Source organism: Dinoroseobacter sp. S375 (genome assembly GCF_049800775.1).
Taxonomy (GTDB): Bacteria; Pseudomonadota; Alphaproteobacteria; order Rhodobacterales; family Rhodobacteraceae; genus Dinoroseobacter.
Map to the genome: position 1 here is coordinate 1 of NZ_JBNAFR010000003.1, position 19,462 is coordinate 19,462.

Consider the following 19,462-nt stretch of genomic DNA (forward strand, 5'->3'; position numbering starts at 1 on the left):
TCACCCCTTATTCATTCTGTTTTCGATGAGGTCGTCGACGACGGAGGGGTCTGCGAGGGTTGATGTGTCTCCGAGGGCGCCGAAGTCGTCTTCGGCGATTTTGCGCAGGATGCGGCGCATGATCTTGCCGGAGCGGGTTTTCGGCAGGCCCGGGGCCCATTGGATCAGATCCGGCGCGGCGATCGGGCCGATCTCGGTGCGGACCCAGGTGCGCAGCTCCTTGCGGAGCTCCTCGGAGGGCTCTTCGCCATTCATCAGGGTCACGTAGCAATAGATGCCCTGGCCCTTGATCTCGTGCGGGTAGCCGACCACGGCGGCCTCGGCGACCTTGGCATGGGCCACCAGCGCGCTTTCGACCTCGGCGGTGCCCATCCGGTGGCCCGAGACGTTGATCACGTCATCGACCCGGCCGGTGATCCAGTAATAGCCATCCGCGTCCCGGCGGCAGCCATCGCCCGAGAAGTAGTAGCCCTTGTAGTCCGAGAAGTAGGTCTTCACGAAGCGCTCATGGTCGCCGTAAACCGTGCGCATCTGGCCCGGCCAGCTGTCCTTGAGGCAGAGCACGCCCTCGCATTCGGTCGCGGTGATCTCTTCGCCCGTGGTGGGCTCGAGCACGACGGGCTGGACGCCGAAGAAGGGCGTGGTGGCCGAGCCGGGCTTCAGGGCCGTGGCCCCGGGCAGCGGCGTCAACAGGTGACCACCGGTCTCGGTCTGCCACCAGGTGTCGACGATCGGGCATTTGCCCTTGCCCACATGGTCATTGTACCAGTTCCAGGCCTCGGGGTTGATCGGCTCGCCCACGGTGCCCAGCACCTTGAGCGTGCTCAGATCGCATTTCTCGACAAACTCCGGCCCCTTCGCCATCAGCGCGCGGATCGCGGTGGGGGCGGTGTAGAACTGGGTGACCTTGTGCTTGTCGCAGACCTCCCAGAAGCGGGACGCGTCCGGATAGGTGGGCACGCCCTCGAACATCACCGTGGTGCCGCCATTGGCGAGCGGGCCGTAGACGATGTAGCTGTGGCCGGTGACCCAGCCCACATCGGCCGTGCACCAGTAGATATCGCCCTCATGCACGTCGAAGACGTATTTCTGCGTCATCGCCGCATAGAGAAGATACCCGCCCGAGCTGTGCACCACGCCCTTGGGCTGACCGGTGGAGCCGGAGGTATAGAGGATGAACAGCGGATGCTCGGCCTCGACCTCGACGGGCATGTGGTGGTCCGAGGCCTCCAGCGCCATCTCGTTATAGTCGAAATCGCGCCCGTCGACCCAGGTGGTCTGACCGCCGGTGCGCTTGACCACCAGCATCTTGACGCTGTCCTTGGTGTGCAGCAGGGCCGCATCCGCATTGGATTTGAGCGGGGTCTGACGGCCGCCACGGGGGGCGTAATCGGCCGTGATGACAACCTTGGCATCCGCACCGTTCACACGGGCGGCCAGGGCGTCGGGGGAGAAGCCCGCAAAGACGATCGAATGGATCGCGCCGATCCGCGCGCAGGCGAGCATCGCATAGGCCGCCTCGGGGATCATCGGGAGATAGAGGATGACCCGGTCGCCCTTGCGCACGCCCATCTCTTCAAGAACATTGGCCATCTTGCAGACCGAAGCGTGCAAGGCCTTGTAGGTGATGTGCTGGGCCGGCTCGGCGGGATCATCGGGCTCGAAGATGATCGCGGTCTGATCCCCGCGCGTGGCCAGATGCCGGTCGATGCAATTGGCCGCCACGTTCAGCGTGCCATCCTCGAACCATTTCACATGCACATCATCATGCGCAAAGGACGTGTCCTTCACCTTCGTATAGGGCTTGATCCAGTCCAAAGACCGACCATGCTCCCCCCAAAACCCCTCAGGATCAGAAACCGACGCTGAATACATCGCGTCATATTTGGCGGCATCGATGTGAGCCGACGCGGCGAACTCCGCCGGTACGGGTTTCAAGATTTCACCGCCATCGATTGGTTTTTGCTCGGTCATCTGGCTCATCCCCTCCTGAGACACTGCGTCCACAATTCCTGACACAGGCGTAACATGGTTTTGAAGCTCACAACAAGCTCCTGTTTTTGGTCAGTTTTTCTGTGAATAAATTCCGGCCTTTCACCCGTTTTTGTAAATTATTTTGCGCAGCTGTGAATTTGGCTGCAATTCGAAGGGCTTGGAAGAAAAGTAAGCGCGGCGAAGGCTTTGCAGGCTCGGATCGAAATACGGCGCGTTGCCGCAGTTAGGGCTAACGCGTCGGGCGATTAAGTCGCACGTAAGGATTTCTGGGTATGCCGCCTGACGGAAACGAGGTTGATTTCAATCAATCGATTTCAGGCTGGAAACAGTTCCGAGACCGGGGAAAAGCGAATCTGTCAGGTTCGCGAGACGGCCGCTCAGGCTCGCCACCAGCGTTGGCCCATGCGGGTGTGACCCGTGGCCCAGGGCTGCGCCTGCGGTTCAGGCCGACCGATCCAGTCCGCAACCACCAGATTGGCCTCCGACAGGATCGGGACGTATTCCTGCGCCGCCGCTGCGGGTCCGCAGGGCGCCGATATCGGCTGCGCCGCCCCGCCGAACAAGGACAGCAAGGTCCAGGCATGGGTCGCTCGCGTGGTCAGCCGCGCCACATGGAGATCCGCGACCTCCCCTGACGTGGCAAGCCGCATTGGCACTCCGAGCTCGGACATCTGCTGACCGATCCGGGCGACAAGGCGCGCGCCCTGCTCCCCCAGATCGCCATCAATCGAGAGGGTCAGCCCCTCGGGTGTCAGCGCGCCCAGCGCTTGCCTCGTCGCCTCGGGATCCGCACTCTGCGGACCGGGCATCGCTGCAAGAGACAGACCCGGGTCGCCCGCGATCAGGGCTTGGCGGTCGATCCCAGCATGGAGCGCCTCCATGACCGGGCGCACCCGCGCCGGGGCGCAGCCCGCGCCGGGCGAAAACCGCAGGGCATCCGTCGCCGGGATCGCGATGGTCTGGGCGCGATGGGTCCGTTCAAGCCGCTCCGACAGCCGCGCGGGCAGGCGGTCGACCACATCCACGCGGCCCTCGGCAAAGGCCCGCGCCCGGTCTTCGGCCCGCGGCAGAACGAGGATCTCCACCGTATCGAACCAATTCCCCTGCGCAGTCCGCGGATGGCCGGGGACACGTTCAACCAGCAGCCGTGCCGCGCCATCAAAGCTCGCAACCCGGTAAGGACCGGTGCCGGCGCCCGTGCGGAACACCTCCGCCGCGCCGCTGCGGGGACCCATGATCAGGGCGGGATCGCTCAGAAGATAGGGGAAATCCGCGTTCGCCCGGTGCAGCCGCACATCGAACCGGTGCGGCCCGCGCAGGCGCATCTCGGCGATCAGACTGCGGATACCGTGGCCCGCATCCCCGGGCGTCTTGTGCAGATCCAGCGACGCGATGGCGTCGGCAGCCTCGAAGGGCTGCCCCCCATGGAACCGCGCCTCGGGGTCGAGATCGAGGGTCCAGACACGGCCCGCCTCGGACGGGGTCCAACCGGAGGCCAGCGCGCCGCGCAACAGGCCATCGGGCGCGATCTCTGTCAGGGTGTCGAAGACCAGCCCGGCGCCGGAGACCATCTGGAACAGGCCCGGCCCAAACCGCGGATCCCAAAGCTCGGGCGCGGGCCCGCCGCTCAGCCCGATCCGCAACCGCCCGCCGTGCCGCGCGCCCGCAGCCACGGGCATCCCCCCCGCCGCCAACAGGGCAGCGGCAAGACCGGTTTGCAGGAGTTTGCGTCGGGTGCTGTGATCCATCTCTACCAGGCCAGGCAATCGTTACCGGGACATATAACGCCTTTTCAAACGATTCCGATAGATCACTTCAGCCCGCCGGGCGTCGCCCGTAGCGCAGGCGGTCCATCACGCGGACCAGCTCGGCACTGATCCCGGCCTCGGACAGGGCATGTCCGGCCAGCGGGATCATCCGCAGATCAGTCTGCGGCAGGGCATCGGCGATCTTCCAGGCCGAAACAGGCGGGCAGATCATGTCGAACCTTCCCTGCACGATGGTCAGGGGCACATTGGCGATCCTTGGCAGATCCCGCAGGATCTGACCGTCTTCGTCCAGAAAGCCCTTGTTCAGGAAATAGTGGTTCTCCAACCGGGCAAAGGCGCGGGCGTATTCCGCGGGGCTCTCGCCTGTCAGGCCCTCGGAATGGATCGAGGCCAGGGCATTCTCCCAGGCCGACCAGGCGCGGGCGAACTTGGTCTCTTCCATCATGTTGCCGCTGAAGAGCCGCTTGTTATAGGCCGAGATCAGATCGCCCCGCTCCTCTTCGGGCACGAGCGAGACGAACCGTTTCCAGACATCGGGCCAGAACTGCGCTGCCCCGCCGCCATAGAACCAATCGAGTTCCGCCTGCGTCATCAGGAAGACGCCCCGCAGGATGAGTTGGGTCACCCGCTCGGGGTAGGTCTGGGCATAGATCAGCGCGAGGGTCGCGCCCCAGCTGCCGCCGAACACGTCCCAGCCAGGAATCTCGAGTGTTTCGCGGATCGCTTCGATATCATCGACCAGATGCCAGGTCGTGTTGGCCTCGACCGAGGCATGGGGCCGTGAACGTCCGCAGCCGCGCTGGTCGAACAGGATGATGCGATAGGTGTCGGGGTCGAAATAGCGCCGCATCGCCGGGCTGCAGCCACCACCGGGCCCGCCATGGAGTACAACCACCGGCACGCCCTGAGGATTGCCGCACTGCTCCACATAGATCCGATGCCCGCCCGAGACCGGCAATACTCTCTGGTCATAGGGGTCGAGGGGCGGGTAGAGGTATTCCGCCGCGCGTTTTTGGCTCGCCGCTCTCGTCATTGCTGCCCTATATACTAATCGTCTCCACCCGACCCATCCTTCGCAAGTTGCAACAGAGAAGTCCATGACAACCGTGACAGATACCGTCGATGCCTCCGAAGTCGCCAAATTCGAGGCCATGGCTGCGGAATGGTGGGACCCGATGGGCAAGTTCCGCCCGCTGCACCTAATGAACCCGATCCGGCTGGATTACATCACCCGGCAGATCGCGGCGGAGTATGGCTGTGATCTGAGCACGCCCGCGCCGTTCAAGGGGTTGCGGATTCTCGATATCGGCTGCGGCGGCGGGCTTTTGTCAGAGCCGATGGCGCGGCTCGGGGCGACGGTGGTCGGGGCGGATGCGGCTGCGGGCAACCTGCCGGTCGCGCGCCTGCATGCCGAGCAATCCGGGCTCGAGATCGACTACCGCCACACCACGGCGGAGGATCTGGCCGCGGCGGGAGAGCAATTCGATGCGGTGCTCAACATGGAAGTGGTGGAGCATGTGGCCAACCCGCTCAGCTATCTCACCGCCTGCAATCGCTTGTTGAAACCCGGCGGGATCATGTGCTGCTCAACCCTGAACCGCACCCCAAAAAGCTTTGCCCTGGCCATTGTCGGGGCGGAATACATCCTGCGCTGGCTGCCCAAGGGCACCCATGATTGGCGCAAGTTCATCACGCCTGACGAGCTGTTCAAACTGTTATCCGAGGCCGGGTTCCAGCCCGTGGACAAGAAGGGGTTCGTGTTCAACCCGGTTGCCCAAAGCTGGTCCATGTCCGAACGGGATCTGAGCGTGAACTACGTCACCGCCGCGCTGCGCCCGGCTGATTGACCGCGCGAGGTGCGCGCCCTGGCGAGGCCAGTTTGGGGTCCGATGCGCGCGACACAGTAAAGACCGAGAGCTGCGCATAACCGGTTGCCTGACCCCGGAACGGGATCAGGCCGTTTTCCAAGGGGCTTTAGCCGCGTTTGCGACGCAGCAGGCCCAGCGCCAGAAGCCCGGCCGCCAAAAGCGGCAGACCCGCAGGCAGTGGGACCGGCGCGACCTCTTCCCCGTTGAACAGAACCTCGCGGATCTCGATCCGCGAATTGTTCAAAAGGCTCAGCACGTCCAGCTCCACCTTGCTGACGCCGAGAACCTCACCAGCGAAGTCATAGGTCTCGCCTGCCACCTGCCCGACCGGCGCGTTGAACACGGCGGAGGTCGAGATCAGCGCATCCGTCGCATCGAAGAAGCGCAGCTGAAAGGTCTCGACTCCTTCGGCCAGCACGTTCAGGTCGTTGAAGAGGGTGAAGCTTTCCAGATTGTAGGTCCCGATCAGGTCCAGTGTGATGGTGCCCGTAACACCCGTCCGCCCGGCAAAACCGTTGAAGTTGGAGCTATCCCCGTCGACGATGTCGGCGATATCTGCACCGAACCCCGCGCAGATGGCCTCACAAACGGGGACATCGGTGGAGGCGGTGATCTGGCTGGGACCCTCGATCGTGGCCGCGCTGGCGGCTCCGGAGACAAGTATCAGCAAGGCGGCGGCAATGGGGGCGAAACGCATGAAGAGACCTCCTAAAATCTTCTACGGGCGATTCTAGGGCTCAGCCACAAACCTGACAAGAATCAGGCGCCGCACCGCCACGATAGGCAAGCCTGGCACAGACAATCCCTCGCCTGTCGCCAAGCAGGGGATGATCTGGAAACGATGGCGTCGGTCAGTCGAGCCCCATGCAGCTCGCGTAATAGGTCACCGTCGCGGGCCAGTCGGAGAAGATCCCTTCGACCTTCACATCCTGCGCCAGCACATCGATCAGCTCGTAGATCACACCATCGCTCGTGGTGAGATCGGAGATGGACTGGTAGTACCAACCGCCTCCTGCTGCCAGCGGGCCAGAACGTTCAAGGGTCCAGGTGATGATCTTCAGCCCGGCGGCCTTGGCCTCCAGCGCGAGGGTGGACGGGACAATCCCATCATCCTCGGAAGAGGTCACAAGCATCCAGGTCGGCGGGGCAATGTAGGTGATGCCCATCGCCTTGAGCTCTTCCATGGTATTGGGCCAGGTGGCCGGATCCATGGGCGAGTAGCCATCCAGCCTGTATTCATCCATCAGATAGACCGCCTGTGCGCCGAACTCGGGCTCGGCCTCGATCCAGTAGAGGATATCCGACAGGTTGAAGCTCTGTAGCCAAACATCCGAGGGCGGGATCCCGGCCGCCTTGTACGCGTCCACCAGCTTCTGTGCGTAGGCCTCCTGGGTGAAGCCCTTGAAGGGCATGTCCACCGACGGGCTCTTGAGTTCGGGCGTGAACTTGGCACCGAGGCTCTTGAACAGCGCGATGGAATCCGCATGGGTCATGATCCCCGTATCCTCGCCCGCATAGAGATCCGTCCGCCATCCCGCAGTGCCGTCGAGATACTCCTCGACCGTGGTGGCGGCAGGATTGGCCGCGTCCATCTTGGGCGTGAGCTTGCGGAACTCGGCCAGCGTGATCTCCGACGTCCGGCATTCCGCCGCCGCCGGGGCCTCCCCCCGGGCCGGGGTGAACGGGACGACGCAGGTCTCCGCCAGCGGTGTCGCGAGGATGTTGGTGGTGGTGTGCAGGTCGTTCTGCGCATGGCGGCAGACAAGCTCGAGATCGCGGGTGAAGGTCACATCGCATTCGAGGATCCCCGCCCCCATCCGTGCGGCGGCCACATTCGACGCCACCGTGTGCTCGGGGAACTGCAGGGGCGCGCCGCGATGCCCGATGGAGAACAGCGTGCGCCGCGGCGTCTGCCCCATGCAGGCCATCAGCTCTTGCTTGAGCGGACCCTCGACCATCTGGTCGATCAGGTAAAAGGGGCGCGGGCCGAGCTCGATGACATCGCCCTGCCCGGTTGCGGCCCTCTCGGCGGCGGCCGAACCAGCCCCCAGCATGGCGAAAAGAAGTGTTGCGCTGCGCAGCATGTGAACCCCCGGTCTGGATGCGTTGCCCCGGTTTGAACGCTTGGCTGTGACGCTGGGGTGACGCCCCGGTGACGTCTGCGCGACAGGCGCTATTTCGAATAGCTCTGCTTTTGGCTTTCGAAGAGTTGCGCATAGAGGCCGCCCTCGGCCAACAGGTCTTCATGGGTGCCCTGCTCGACCATCGCGCCGCTTTCCAGCACATAGATCCGGTCCGCATCGATCACAGAGGACAGACGGTGCGCGACCATGATTGTGGTCTTGCCCTTGGCCAGACGTCCGAGGGCGCGCTTCACCCGGTCCTCGGTCTTCTGGTCCAGCGCCGAGGTGGCCTCGTCCAGCAGGATGATCGGCGCATCGCGCAGGAAGGCCCGGGCGATGGCGATCCGCTGCTTCTGCCCACCGGAGAGCTGCGAGCCCTTGGGCCCCACGGGCAGGTCACCGCGCTCGGCGATGATCTCGGTCAGCTCGGCCGCATCGGCGGCAGCCTGCACCTCGGCATCGCTGGCCATGGGTTTGACGTAGCGGATGTTCTCGAGGATCGAGCTGTTGAAGATCACGATGTCCTGCGCCACCACCGAGAACGCACCGCGCAGGGATTCGATCCGGATTTGGTCCACCGGGAGACCGCCGATCTGCACGCTGCCCTCCGCCGGATCATAGAGCCGCCCCAACAGGCTGAGCACCGTGGTCTTGCCGGACCCGGTCGGCCCGACAATCGCTGTCACCTCGCCCCCGCCAAAGGTCAGGGAGAGATCCCGAAAGAGCGGGCGATCCGGCTCGTAGCCGAAGGTCACCTTGTCGAAGACGAGATCGCCGCGTGTGTCGAAACTGTCCACGGCGTCGGGCGCATCGACGATCGTCGGGCGTTCCTCGTAGAGCCCGCGCACCCGCGCCAGCTGCACCAGTGCGGCCTGCAACGACACGGTGAACTGGGCGATCCGCCGTCCCGGATCAAAGATCAGCACGAGCCCGATCAGGAAGGCGATGATCCCGGCCCCGTCCACATCGAAATTGGCGCTGAGCGCCATGTAGCCACCGCCGCCGATCACCAGCACATAGGCGAAGGCCGCCGCGAAATCGATGCAGGGCAGGATCACCGCCTGGGCCATGTTGCGTCGGATGGTCAGGCGGCGCAGGCGCTTGGTCGAGCGCAGCAGGCGCTCCTGCTCGACCCCTTCCTGCCCGGCGATCTTGACCGTGCGCATGCCGGACATGGTCTCGTCGATGGTGGCAAGATATTCCTGCATCGCGGTCTCGGTCTCGGCCTGCACGATTTTGACCTTGCGGGACACGAACTGCATCGCACTGATGATTACAGGCAAGACAAGGGCCGCACTGAAGAACAGCAAGGGCTGCTGCCAAGCGAGATAGGCCGAGACAATCACCACCGTCGCCAGATCGCGTCCGGCCTTCACCGAGGTCTGGCCAACGAAACGTCCGATACTCTCGACCTGGCCCACAAGCTTCTGGATCAGGTTGGCGGAGGGTGTTTTCTCGAAAAAGGCGAGGTCGAGCTCCATCAGGTGTTCGATCAGGTCCTGGCGCAGCTTGGCCACCGCATCGGCGGCGATCCATGTGCTCATCCGGGGCACCACGTAGCTCATGACACCGCGAAAGACGAAGACCCCGAAGACCGCAAGGCAGACCATTACCAGATCGCGGACCGAGCCGCTCTCGAAGATCACGCGCAGCCCGCTTTCGGTGAGGCGGAGGAACTGCTGATAGACCGCGCCCTGCGCGATGACCATGAAGAAGACCAGGATCAGCCAGGGCAGCTTTTCCCGCAGATAGCCCGTCCAGAACCAACGGATATTGGCCTTGTCCTGAGGGGAGAACATCTTTTCCTTCGGCTTGCGGGACTTGGGGGTCCCGCCGGAAGGCGCTGGGTGCTGTGTCGGACTGGGCTCTGCCATGGATCGGCTATCGCCAAGGGGGCCTCAACTGTCAAGCCGCGCAAGGTCGCGCCCGGCCTCCGGCAGTGCCCTGCTCATTGGGTGGAGAGATAGGCGAGGATGTCCCGCGCGTCTTGCGGGCTGCGCACGCGGACGAGCATCCGGCCCCGCGCGGTCGGATCCCCGAGATAGGCGCGCAGGAACCCCACCGGGTCCTGCAGATAGGCGGTGAGGGTTTCCGCGTCCCAGACAAGGCCAGCCGCCCCGGCGGCCCGAAGCGCGTCGGAATAGGCCACACCCTCCTGTGCGGCGGCCCTGCGGCCCAGCACGCCGTGCAGGTTGGGCCCCGCACGCGGGCTGTCGACCCCGGGCTCGGCGATGTGACAGGTAAGGCAGGGCCGAAAGGCCCGCTCCCCGGCCTCCGCATCACCCTCCATGGCCCGGATCGGGGCCGCGGTGATGGCCAGCATCATAACAAGCGCGGATCGAATGAGGGTGACCAAGGGGCTCTCCACCGGCAGGGGTCCCAAATGCAACACGCCCGGCGCAAGGGCCGGGCGTGCAGTCTCGGATCAGGTCGCGGCGATTACTCGGCGAGCGACTTGAGATAGGCGTAGAGGTTGATCGCGTCTTCTTCCTTACGGACCTTGAAGGACATCTTCGAGCGCGCCTTGGAGTCGCCGGAGACTTCGCGGATCTTCGCGGTGGGGTCCTGGACATAGGCGACAAAGGTCGCTTCATCAAAGACCAGACCGCCTTCGCCCGCAGCCACATGGCCGTCGGAGTAACGGAAGCCTTCGACCTGACCGGCGGTCGCACCCGCGACACCGTAGAGGTTCGGGCCTGTCTTGGCCGCGCGGCCTGCCAGGGTGTTGCCGTCGGCATCCTGAACAACGTGGCAGGACTGGCACTGGCGGAACGCCTTCTCACCGGCGGCGGCGTCGCCGCTGGCGGCAGTGTGTCCGTCCGCAAACGCCGGAGCGGAGAGCAGGGCCAACGTGGCGGCAGCTACGAAAGTCGTTTTCATGTTTCCCTCCCGAGGGGCAATTAAACCGTATGGCGGCAATACGCCCGAAACAGGCGTAAAGTTCAACCACACTTATGGACTATAGCCCGGCCCTAGGCGACGGCCTGTGCAATAGCACATTGCTTCCACAAAATTTCGAGAGCGCTCACCAAGTGCTGCAAATCCGCCTCGGTGTGGTTCGGCGACGGGGTGAAGCGCAGGCGCTCGGTCCCCTTCGGCACGGTGGGATAATTGATCGGCTGCACGTAAATGCCGAACTGATCCATAAGGATATCCGACAGTTGGCGGCATTTGACCGGATCCTTGATCATCACCGGAATGATGTGGCTCGGATTGTCCAGATGCGGGATCCCCGCCCGGTCGAGCATGGCGCGGAACTGGGCCACGCGCTCTTTCTGCATGTCGCGCTCGACGCTGCTTTCCTTGAGATGCCGGATCGAGGTCTGGGCGGCCGCCGCAACCGCCGGAGGCAGCGCGGTGGTAAAGATGAAGCCGCTGGCAAAGGACCGGATGAAGTCGCACAGCAGGGTGGAGCCGGTGATGTAGCCGCCGACCACGCCAAAGGCCTTGCCCAGTGTCCCTTCGATCAGGGTGACACGGTCCATCACGCCATCGCGCTCGGCGATCCCGGCGCCACGCGGGCCATACATGCCCACCGCGTGCACCTCGTCGAGATAGGTCATCGCGCCGTGCTTGTCGGCCACGTCGCAGATCTCGGCGATGGGCGCGATATCGCCATCCATCGAGTAGACGCTTTCGAAGGCCACGATCTTGGGACAGTTCGCCGGCAGGGCCGCGAGCTTGGCGTCCAGATCCGCCACGTCGTTATGTTTCCAGATGACCACCTTGGCGCGCGAATGGCGCATCCCTTCGATCATCGAAGCATGGTTGAGCTCATCCGACAGGATCACGCAATCCTTGAGACGTGCGCCCAGCGTGCTCAGGGCCGCCCAGTTCGAGACATAGCCGGAGGTGAACAACAGCGCGGATTCCTTGCCGTGCAGATCCGCGAGCTCGTCTTCCAGAAGCCGGTGATGGTGGTTGGTCCCCGAAATGTTCCGGGTGCCGCCCGCGCCCGCGCCGCACTGGCCGATCACCTCTTGCATGCGGCCCACCACCTTGGGGTGCTGGCCCATGCCGAGATAGTCGTTCGAGCACCAGACGGTGATCTGCCGCTTGCCATCTTGGCCATGGCACTGGGCTTTGGGGTGTTGACCGCATTCACGCTCTAGCTCGGCGAAAATCCGGTAGTTGCCTTCGTCCTTCAGCTGATCGAGCTGCTCGGCAAACAAGCGGTCAAATTCCATGGGCGTCCTCACTCCGTCTTACCCGAAAATCTTACAAGTTGGACACTTTTAGTGTCAATTAAAACTTACACACCCAAAGGTACCGGTTTCACGGAAAAAATCGCGACCACTCTGGCCGCGCCCCGTCAGGCGCGTGTTAGGCAGGATGTCAGAAGGGGTGGACCGGACCGGGGCGGCGAATCGCGCTCGGGCGTCAGGGCTGTCGGATCAGCCCTGCTTTTCCTTGGCGGCGGGCATGAGCCAGCGCCAGAGCTTCTCGTCCGGCAAAGGCACGACCATCAGCCAATGTTCCAGAAGCGCCAGCGCCGTGAATACCGCCAGCAGGGTAAACCCGACCGCGGCGGCAGCAGTATCGGCCGCGTAGAGCCGCTCGATCCAGCAGGTCATGGCGAAAGTCAGCGCTGTCACCGAATAGGGAAAGAGCCAGTTGATCGGACGAATCCGGAAATGACTGGGCAGATGCGCCAGCGGCTCTGGCAGGAACTCCGTATTGATCTTCTTGACCCCCAGAAACAGGTTCAGCTTGGCGCTGATCCGGGCCACGAAGAGCACCGCGAAAGTCCAGAAGCCGAACTTGTTCTCGGCCCCCCAAGCGGTGATCCCCATCACGATGACCACCGTCAGTAGCAGCATCTCGTGATAAGCGATGGTGCCCCAGGCGCGGAAGAACCGCTCCCATTCCGGGCAGCCCTTGGGGCAGACATAGCTGTTCGGGCCGGTGATCACCCCGGCCAGAAAGGCATGCTCGATCCAGCCCCACAGGAGGAGGGCCGAGCCAAAGGCGATCCAGACCCCGGCCACGCTGGGCTGCGTGAGGGTGCTGGAAAACCCGTAGATCCCGACAAAGAAGGCCGGGGCCGTCAGGATGACCGACCGCAGATGGGCGTGAGGCCCCCTGCGGTCAGCGTTCTTCACGATGCACAGGATCGCCCCGGTGGCGAACCACCAGACAAACATGGCGCAGAGCGCGACGATCCAGGGCGATGCGAACATCAGTAGGCGGGCTCGAGGCGGGTTTCGCTCGGCACGTCATGCTTGATCGCCGGGATGGTGTAGAGAGACACGAAGGCCAACGCGGCCCGCGCGCCCGCCGACGCCTTGCCGAGCAGCCCCCCAAGGCCGCCCTTGGCATTCGCCGCCGCCATATCGCGGGAGGCTTTCTCCATGCGCTTGAGGTTGGGCATCCAGCGCGGGTGATCGATATCCAGCGTGATCGGATAAATCTGCTTGGAAATCTCGGAGGTCTTCTTGAACACCTCCTGCCCGTACCAATCGGTGTCCACGCCCAGTGCCTCATGGAAGGCGGGCCGCTGATGGTCGCGCACATACATGGTGGAATAGACCGCCGTCAGGAAGAACTTGATCCACAAGACATTGCGGCCCCGGGTCAGTTTCGGATCGCTCTTCATGAGCAGGGCAAAGGCCTCGCCATGGCGGAACTCGTCATTGCACCACTCTTCGAACCACTTGAAGATCGGGTGGAAGCGCTTGTCCGGGTTCTCCTGCAGGTGGCGGAAGATCGTGATGTAGCGCGCATAGCCGATCTTCTCGGACAGGTAGGTCGCGTAGTAGATGAACTTCGGACGGAAATAGGTGTATTTCTTCTGCTGGGTCAGGAAGCCGAGATTGACCGCGATGCCCGCCTCGCGCAGCGCGTCATTGATGAAGCCCGCATGGCGTGCCTCATCCCGGGCCATCAGTTGGAAGAGCTGGGTGATGTCCTTGTTGGACCCACGGCGCTTCATCTCCTTGTAGAGCACGCAGCCCGAGAACTCGGCGGTGCAGGAGGAGATCAGGAAGTCGATGAACTCCTTGCGCAGCTCCGGCTCCATCCCGTCCCAGTCCACCGTGTCCCAGTCGGCGTTCTTCTTGAAATGGCCCTTGTTCGGGTCGGCCACCATTTCGGCGATGAGCGGATCCCACTCGTCGCGAATGCTCTCAACCGAGATCGCATCCATCTCGTCGAAATCCGTGGTGTAAAAGCGCGGTGTCAGCAGCGTGTCCTGCATGGCCACATCGGTGGCCTTTTCGGACGTCATCTGGTCGTCGACGACACCGTGATTGGAGACGGGGGAGTGGTGGCCGTTCAGGCGCTCCGGGGTCTGGACGTTCATAGCGTGACCTCCTCAGAGAATGAAAATTCGCAAAGTTCGATAAACTCGAGATCGCCGGTCATCCGCGTCCACAGACGCTCCAGACCGCTGGCGCGGGTGATGACGGCTGTCCGGTCCTCAGAGACGATCTCGCCATAGGGCGCCATGATCTCAGGGCCCTGAACCAGCACCGCGTCGCCGGGATAGACCACGGCGCCATTGTTGAACTTCACATGCGCCGACAGCTCTTCGAAGCGGTGGCTGATGGACACCGTGCAGGGTGCCGTTTCGCGTGTCTTGGTGAACAATCCCATGATCAACCCTCCTGGATCGGGGTGTAGAGCAGCCGCTCGAACGCGGCGGTGTTATCCTTGCCAAAGCCGATCAGCTGGGCTTCCCAGCCGGTGGCCTCGTCGATCAGCGCCAGGTGACCGTCCTCGTAGCGGACGATGCGCACGGGCGCGGTCTCGGAGACGCCGACCTTCATCCGCTCGCGGGCGAGCGCACGGGTCATGCCGGCGATGAAACCACCCTCCTGCGGGCTGAGATCGGCAATCAGGCGACCTTCGCCGTCGAGCACGCGGGCTGCGCCGCTCATCTCGCCGAAGATCTGGATTTCACGCTCTTCAAGGATCGGTTGATCCGGGAACTGGGCCTCAAGAGGCCTGTCCGTCACGCGCGCATAGGCGACGATCGCCAGGCACGCGAGCACCAGAAAGAGCATGGCACGCAAGAGCAGCGTCGGGATCATCTCCCGGTCGCGCCTCGCAAGCTCATGGGTTGCGGGGTCGTTCATCGCGAAGGGTCCTTATTCTGCGGGCATCGCAACCGCGCCCGATGCGGTCTGCGCATCAGCGGTTGTCGAGCCGGTTTCAGAGGAGGTCTTGGAGAAGACAGCGGATTCCGCTGCCTCGGCGATCAGGCCCGCGACACGGGCCGCCTCCGGAATGCAGCGCAGGGCCGGTTCCGGATTGCGGATATGCCAGGGGCGAATATGGGGCCAGCAGTTGATATAGCTCATCCGCGTCTCGCCCGTGAGTTTCAGGGCGATGGTCCCAGTGCCGGATTTGCGCAGGTCGAGGTCGGCCGACCCGATCCAGCGATAGGGAAAGTTGTAGGTGATCGTCAGGGCCGCGCCGATCCGCATCGCGATCCGGCGGTTGGTGACGGTGTAGACGGTGGTCACCGCCTGGGCCCATGCGATCGCGGTCAGGATCGCACAGACGATCAGGCCAAGGATCAGAAACGGAACGGACCCCTTGATGCTCGTCAGCGTATCGTATTGCGCCATCAGCGCGACCGAGCGCCAGGCGCCGAGGAACACGAAGTACCCCATCACCCATTTCAGCGCGAGGCTTTCCTTGGCGAGGGCCCACCAGTTCGGCTTGCCCTGCCAGAGGATCGTCTCCCCCTCCGGGGGGAGCTCAGGGAGCCCTTCAACAGGCTCGACATGGAAATCGTCGTGATGGTCTGTCATCGCGAGAGGCTCCCTTCGTTGGTCCTAGATTTGCGGCTCGAGGCGGGACTCGTCGGCATAAAGGGTGCCGCCCGCGTAGTAGCCCATGATCTTGTCTTCCTCGAGCAGGGTGACCTGATGCGAGGATTTGGTCTTGGGCACGCCCTTGAAATGCTTGCCATAGATCGAGCGGATCTTGACCCGGTCGGACTTGATCCGGACCATCTCGCGCGGGACGAGGCGCTTGCCATCCCCCCAGGCGCCGTCGAGCTCAATCTCGAGGAAGCGGACGAGCTGCTCTGCCTCGTCGATCCACATGTCCGAAATCAGGCCCACGATCTCGTCATCACCGGCCTGAACCGGCAGGCCGCGCGGGTCGATCCCCGCAGAGACGCTGAAGCCTTCTGCGGCGGACATAGGCACGATTTTCGGATGGCCATGGGCATCAAGCTCGGGCGTGTCGCGCCGCGCCGCCCAGCTGGCCGGACCCACACCATCCGTGAGGGGATCGCCCGTGGGCTCCATCGGAAACCCGTTGCCCTCGGCGGTCTTGCGCAGGGCAAGTTTGTCGCGCTTCTGGGCGTCGGGACCCGGCAGGGTCACCTCGCCCCGGCCATGCTGCAGCTTGAAGGTCTTCTCCTTCGGCAGCGGGAACGGGCCCTGGTTCGCGGCGGTCTCGCCATCGTCATCCTCGAGGGGGTAGCCCTCGCGCATGTTCTCGGTCTGCAGATAGTAGATCAGCAGCGCGAAGAACCCGTAGAACAGCCAGATGGACAGGCTGGCGAGGTCAAAATTGCCGAAGAATGTCTCTTCCATGGAGGTATCCTTTCGTATCCGGCGTCAGGTCGGGAAATCGGCGAGCCCGATCTTGCCGGTCTCCCCTGTTGGATGGTCGTTACGGGTCGGTGCCCGGGTCCGCACAAGCGGGCCGAGCGCGATGAGAGTGATGAAGATCAGGCCGATCTCGATGTGGTAGACCACCGAGTAGCCCGTGGCCGGGTCGTTGAGCGCCTCGCCCCAGGCCCCGGTGGTGACAGCTGCGTTGATCGTGTCCCGCAGGGTCCCGCCCAGCGCGACACCGACACCGGCCGCCGTGGCCTGCGCCGCACCCCAGGCGCCCAGCGCGAGGCCGCGTCCGGCGATCCCCTCGGCGGGCAGGGTCATGGCTGCCGTGAGGGTTGCGACCGAGAACAGCCCACCGCCGAGACCAATAAGGCCCGCGCCTGCGAAGAACAGCGCGTCGGAATTCATCGGCGCCGAGAAGATCACCGCCGAAAAGGCCAGGAGCCCCATCAGAAGCCCGCGCCCACCCATACGGAACGGGTTGATCCCCGCCGCAAGCCAGCGCGCCGCCATGGCAAAGCCGATCAGCGCGCCCGCGGCCCACATGGCCGTCAGGAAGGTGGTGGCCGAAACGCTGAGGCCGAGGATCTCGCCGCCATAGGGTTCGAGCAGCACGTCCTGCATGTTGAAGCCCAGCGTGCCGAGGAACACCACGACGAGCAGGCGTCCCGCCCGCCCTCCGGCGGCAAAATCGTCCCAGGCATCGCGGAAGGACGGGCGCGGCTCGGCGCGCTCCTCCGCGCTCAGCGGGATGACGATCTCCTGCTTCCACAGGGCAATCAGGTTCAGGATCAGCGTGGCCCCCGCCGTGGCCTGCACGACCTGGATCAGCTTGATCGGGGTGAAATCGCGCAGAAGCCAGCCGATCACCACCGCCGAGACGCCCATGCCCACAAGGAACATCACATAGAGCAGCGCAACGACCCGGGGCCGGGTTTCATCCGTGGCCCGATCAGATGCAAGCGCAAGCCCCGCCGTCTGGGTCATATGCAGACCCAGCCCGGTCATCAGGAAGGCCAGCGCCGCCAACACCTCGCCCGCGAAGGGGATCTCGATATAGACGTCGCCGCCCAGCACCAGAAGGCAGGAGGGCATGACCGCCAGCCCCCCGAACTGCCACAGGGTGCCGAACCACATATACGGCACCCGCTTCCACCCGATGGCGGATTTGTGGGTGTCCGAGCGAAAGCCAAGGATCGCCCGGAAGGGCGCGACCAGCACCGGAATGGCGATCATGATCGCCACCAGCATCGCCGGCACCGACAGCTCGACGATCATGACCCGGTTGAGCGTCCCAAGCAGCATGACCGTGGCCATGCCGACCGAGACCTGAAACAGGCTCAGGCGCAGCAGCTGACCGAGCGGGAGCTGATCGCTCGCCGCATCGGCAAAGGGCAGGAACCGCCCTGCCAGCCGCTTTGTCTGTGCCTTGGTGATGATCATGCCCGGTACTCCAGACAGGTGGAAATGTAGAAGCCCGAGGTCACCCGTTCGACCTCGCGCAGCGCGCCCGGTGCGCCCTTCTGCGCGGCAGCCTTTGACAGCTTGGCAGGGGCGTGCGGGATCATGGTCGGGGAGCGGTCGCCCCGCGGGAAGAGCTTGCCGACCCCCCAGAAGGTCATCAGGAAAGGCGTGCGCGGGGCCACGGTGAAGATCACCGAGCGGCGCACGCGGGGGCAGAACCGTGCCAGCGAGGATCCGATATCCTCCGCTTCGTAGTAGATCAGACTGTCCATCGCGACGACATGATCGAAATCACCCAGCTCGGGATTATGCATGTCCCCGGACGTGAACATGACCTGGTCGCGATAGGCGTCGGGCAGGCGTTTCTCGGCGATCTCCACCAGGCTCGGCGAGATGTCGATGGCCACGACCTCGGCCCCGCGCGCCGCCAGCTCGGCGGTCATCTGACCCGCGCCGCAGCCCGCATCGAGTACGCGCTTGCCCGCAAGATCGTCGGGCATCTGCGCCAGCATGATGTCGCGCATCCGGTCCCGGCCCGCGCGCACGGTGGCGCGCACCTTGGAGACCGGCGCGTCCGAGGTCAGACGCTCCCATGTCTTGGTGGCGGTCCGGTCGAAGTAATCCTCGACCCGGTCCAGAGTCTGTTCGTAAGCCGCCATTACCGGTGCCTCCGCAGGGGGCTTTGGGCGCGCGAAAGGGGGGCGATCCCCCCTTGGTGCAGTTTCATGCAGACGTCAGGCATCAATCGAACCCCAGAAGCTCAAAGATCTCGCGATCGGGCAGCGGCGCAGGGGCCAGCGGCTCGGTCCCGTTCCACAGGGTCTCGGCCAGACGGATATACTCCTTCTGCACCGCGACGATGTCTTCCTCGGCATCCATCTCGAACAGGGTCTTCTTCTTGAGCCGCGAGCGGCGGATCGCGTCGAGATCGGGCATATGCGCGATCCGGTTGAACCCGACCGTCTTGCAGTAGCGATCGACCTCGTCGGTCTCACGGGACCGGTTGGCCACGCAGCCCGCCAGACGCACCGAGTAGTTCTTGGACTTCGCCTGAACCGCCGCGATGATCCGGTTCATCGCGTAGATGCTGTCGAAGTCGTTCGCGGTCACGATCAGTGCGCGATCAGCATGTTGCAGGGGGGCCGCGAATCCACCGCAGACCACGTCACCAAGCACGTCGAAGATCACCACGTCGGTGTCCTCGAGCAGGTGGTGTTGCTTCAGAAGCTTCACCGTTTGCCCCACCACGTACCCTCCGCAGCCTGTGCCGGCGGGCGGCCCCCCTGCTTCCACGCACTTCACCCCATTGAATCCTTCAAAGACGAAGTCTTCGGGCCTCAGCTCCTCTGCGTGGAAATCCACCTCTTTCAGGATGTCGATCACCGTGGGGACCAGACTTCCTGTGAGGGTAAAAGTACTGTCATGCTTGGGGTCGCAGCCGATCTGCAGCACGCGCTTGCCAAGCTTGGAAAAAGCCGCCGACAGGTTCGAGCTGGTGGTCGATTTGCCGATCCCGCCCTTGCCATACACGGAAAAAACCTTGGCGCCCTCGATCTTCATCGAGGCGTCCTGATGCACTTGCACGGACCCTTCGCCGTCCTGACCCTTGAGGACCGGGGGAGCTCTATCCAATGGACTCATGTCGTCGTCCCTTTCTGTTGCGG

Annotated in this window: 19 protein-coding genes; 1 reads left to right on the forward strand and 18 read right to left on the reverse strand. The window is 64.0% G+C overall.

From position 1 onward, the window contains the following. The 3 genes from acs to pip form a co-directional block, all read right to left on the reverse strand. Positions 1-1,974, reverse strand: coding sequence for an acetate--CoA ligase (acs, locus tag ACP150_RS07850; protein WP_424966029.1), 1,974 nt, complete (start codon positions 1,972-1,974; stop codon positions 1-3). Positions 1,975-2,372: 398 nt separating this feature from the next. Continuing rightward, the gene (locus tag ACP150_RS07855) at positions 2,373-3,761 is read right to left on the reverse strand and encodes an ABC transporter substrate-binding protein (RefSeq protein ID WP_424966030.1); all 1,389 of its coding nucleotides are present in this window, start codon (positions 3,759-3,761) and stop codon (positions 2,373-2,375) included. Positions 3,762-3,810: 49 nt separating this feature from the next. Continuing rightward, complete coding sequence (pip, locus tag ACP150_RS07860) at positions 3,811-4,797, reverse strand: prolyl aminopeptidase (protein WP_424966031.1); 987 nt, start codon at positions 4,795-4,797, stop codon at positions 3,811-3,813. A gap of 64 nt (positions 4,798-4,861) precedes the next feature. On the opposite strand from pip, the gene ubiG reads away from it, so the two are divergent. Then, on the forward strand, positions 4,862-5,611 hold the full coding sequence (ubiG, locus tag ACP150_RS07865; RefSeq protein WP_424966032.1) for a bifunctional 2-polyprenyl-6-hydroxyphenol methylase/3-demethylubiquinol 3-O-methyltransferase UbiG: 750 nt from the start codon (positions 4,862-4,864) through the stop codon (positions 5,609-5,611). Between the two features lie 127 nt (positions 5,612-5,738). Here the strand turns inward: ubiG and ACP150_RS07870 are convergent, their stop codons facing one another. From ACP150_RS07870 to bchL, 15 genes are all read right to left on the reverse strand, one after another. Then, positions 5,739-6,329 carry a VPLPA-CTERM sorting domain-containing protein gene (locus ACP150_RS07870; RefSeq protein ID WP_424966033.1) on the reverse strand — a complete coding sequence of 197 codons (591 nt, stop codon included), beginning with the start codon at positions 6,327-6,329 and terminating at the stop codon, positions 5,739-5,741. 154 nt (positions 6,330-6,483) lie between these two features. Then, the gene (locus tag ACP150_RS07875) at positions 6,484-7,716 is read right to left on the reverse strand and encodes a glycerophosphodiester phosphodiesterase family protein (RefSeq protein ID WP_424966034.1); all 1,233 of its coding nucleotides are present in this window, start codon (positions 7,714-7,716) and stop codon (positions 6,484-6,486) included. A gap of 89 nt (positions 7,717-7,805) precedes the next feature. Further along, entirely contained in the window at positions 7,806-9,629 is a 1,824-nt protein-coding gene (locus ACP150_RS07880; protein WP_424966035.1) for an ABC transporter ATP-binding protein, read from the reverse strand. Positions 9,630-9,703: 74 nt separating this feature from the next. Continuing rightward, entirely contained in the window at positions 9,704-10,111 is a 408-nt protein-coding gene (locus ACP150_RS07885) for a c-type cytochrome (RefSeq protein ID WP_424966036.1), read from the reverse strand. An 83-nt stretch (positions 10,112-10,194) separates the two neighbouring features. Further along, positions 10,195-10,635 (reverse strand): c-type cytochrome, encoded by a 441-nt coding sequence (locus ACP150_RS07890; RefSeq protein ID WP_424966037.1) that lies wholly within the window; start codon positions 10,633-10,635, stop codon positions 10,195-10,197. A gap of 92 nt (positions 10,636-10,727) precedes the next feature. Next, a complete protein-coding gene (gene hemA / locus ACP150_RS07895) occupies positions 10,728-11,942 on the reverse strand; it encodes a 5-aminolevulinate synthase (protein ID WP_424966038.1) in 1,215 nt (404 codons plus the stop codon). Between the two features lie 207 nt (positions 11,943-12,149). Then, a complete protein-coding gene (gene puhE, locus ACP150_RS07900; protein WP_424966039.1) occupies positions 12,150-12,935 on the reverse strand; it encodes a putative photosynthetic complex assembly protein PuhE in 786 nt (261 codons plus the stop codon). Beyond that, positions 12,935-14,056 (reverse strand): magnesium-protoporphyrin IX monomethyl ester (oxidative) cyclase, encoded by a 1,122-nt coding sequence (gene acsF / locus ACP150_RS07905; protein ID WP_424966040.1) that lies wholly within the window; start codon positions 14,054-14,056, stop codon positions 12,935-12,937. The genes puhE and acsF overlap by 1 nt, the downstream gene beginning before the upstream one ends. Beyond that, complete coding sequence (locus ACP150_RS07910) at positions 14,053-14,349, reverse strand: hypothetical protein (protein ID WP_424966041.1); 297 nt, start codon at positions 14,347-14,349, stop codon at positions 14,053-14,055. The genes acsF and ACP150_RS07910 overlap by 4 nt, the downstream gene beginning before the upstream one ends. Positions 14,350-14,351: 2 nt before the next feature. Then, complete coding sequence (gene puhC, locus ACP150_RS07915) at positions 14,352-14,831, reverse strand: photosynthetic complex assembly protein PuhC (protein WP_424966042.1); 480 nt, start codon at positions 14,829-14,831, stop codon at positions 14,352-14,354. 12 nt (positions 14,832-14,843) lie between these two features. Next, complete coding sequence (gene puhB, locus ACP150_RS07920) at positions 14,844-15,512, reverse strand: photosynthetic complex putative assembly protein PuhB (RefSeq protein WP_424966043.1); 669 nt, start codon at positions 15,510-15,512, stop codon at positions 14,844-14,846. A gap of 24 nt (positions 15,513-15,536) precedes the next feature. Next, positions 15,537-16,307, reverse strand: coding sequence for a photosynthetic reaction center subunit H (puhA, locus tag ACP150_RS07925; protein WP_424966044.1), 771 nt, complete (start codon positions 16,305-16,307; stop codon positions 15,537-15,539). A gap of 24 nt (positions 16,308-16,331) precedes the next feature. Then, a complete protein-coding gene (locus tag ACP150_RS07930; protein WP_424966045.1) occupies positions 16,332-17,777 on the reverse strand; it encodes a PucC family protein in 1,446 nt (481 codons plus the stop codon). After that, a complete protein-coding gene (gene bchM / locus ACP150_RS07935) occupies positions 17,774-18,457 on the reverse strand; it encodes a magnesium protoporphyrin IX methyltransferase (protein ID WP_424966046.1) in 684 nt (227 codons plus the stop codon). Before bchM ends, ACP150_RS07930 begins: the two co-directional genes overlap by 4 nt. An 82-nt stretch (positions 18,458-18,539) precedes the next feature. Then, positions 18,540-19,439 carry a ferredoxin:protochlorophyllide reductase (ATP-dependent) iron-sulfur ATP-binding protein gene (gene bchL, locus ACP150_RS07940; protein ID WP_424966047.1) on the reverse strand — a complete coding sequence of 300 codons (900 nt, stop codon included), beginning with the start codon at positions 19,437-19,439 and terminating at the stop codon, positions 18,540-18,542. Between the last annotated feature and the right edge of the window lie 23 nt (positions 19,440-19,462).

Coding starts and splice junctions, on each gene's coding strand:
- acs (WP_424966029.1), bottom strand. CDS start 1,974: ATGACCGAGCAAAAACCAATCGATGGCGGTGAAATCTTGAAACCCGTA.
- pip (WP_424966031.1), bottom strand. CDS start 4,797: ATGACGAGAGCGGCGAGCCAAAAACGCGCGGCGGAATACCTCTACCCG.
- ubiG (WP_424966032.1), top strand. CDS start 4,862: ATGACAACCGTGACAGATACCGTCGATGCCTCCGAAGTCGCCAAATTC.
- ACP150_RS07870 (WP_424966033.1), bottom strand. CDS start 6,329: ATGCGTTTCGCCCCCATTGCCGCCGCCTTGCTGATACTTGTCTCCGGA.
- ACP150_RS07875 (WP_424966034.1), bottom strand. CDS start 7,716: ATGCTGCGCAGCGCAACACTTCTTTTCGCCATGCTGGGGGCTGGTTCG.
- ACP150_RS07880 (WP_424966035.1), bottom strand. CDS start 9,629: ATGGCAGAGCCCAGTCCGACACAGCACCCAGCGCCTTCCGGCGGGACC.
- ACP150_RS07890 (WP_424966037.1), bottom strand. CDS start 10,635: ATGAAAACGACTTTCGTAGCTGCCGCCACGTTGGCCCTGCTCTCCGCT.
- hemA (WP_424966038.1), bottom strand. CDS start 11,942: ATGGAATTTGACCGCTTGTTTGCCGAGCAGCTCGATCAGCTGAAGGAC.
- puhE (WP_424966039.1), bottom strand. CDS start 12,935: ATGTTCGCATCGCCCTGGATCGTCGCGCTCTGCGCCATGTTTGTCTGG.
- acsF (WP_424966040.1), bottom strand. CDS start 14,056: ATGAACGTCCAGACCCCGGAGCGCCTGAACGGCCACCACTCCCCCGTC.
- ACP150_RS07910 (WP_424966041.1), bottom strand. CDS start 14,349: ATGGGATTGTTCACCAAGACACGCGAAACGGCACCCTGCACGGTGTCC.
- puhC (WP_424966042.1), bottom strand. CDS start 14,831: ATGAACGACCCCGCAACCCATGAGCTTGCGAGGCGCGACCGGGAGATG.
- puhB (WP_424966043.1), bottom strand. CDS start 15,512: ATGACAGACCATCACGACGATTTCCATGTCGAGCCTGTTGAAGGGCTC.
- puhA (WP_424966044.1), bottom strand. CDS start 16,307: ATGGAAGAGACATTCTTCGGCAATTTTGACCTCGCCAGCCTGTCCATC.
- ACP150_RS07930 (WP_424966045.1), bottom strand. CDS start 17,777: ATGATCATCACCAAGGCACAGACAAAGCGGCTGGCAGGGCGGTTCCTG.
- bchM (WP_424966046.1), bottom strand. CDS start 18,457: ATGGCGGCTTACGAACAGACTCTGGACCGGGTCGAGGATTACTTCGAC.
- bchL (WP_424966047.1), bottom strand. CDS start 19,439: ATGAGTCCATTGGATAGAGCTCCCCCGGTCCTCAAGGGTCAGGACGGC.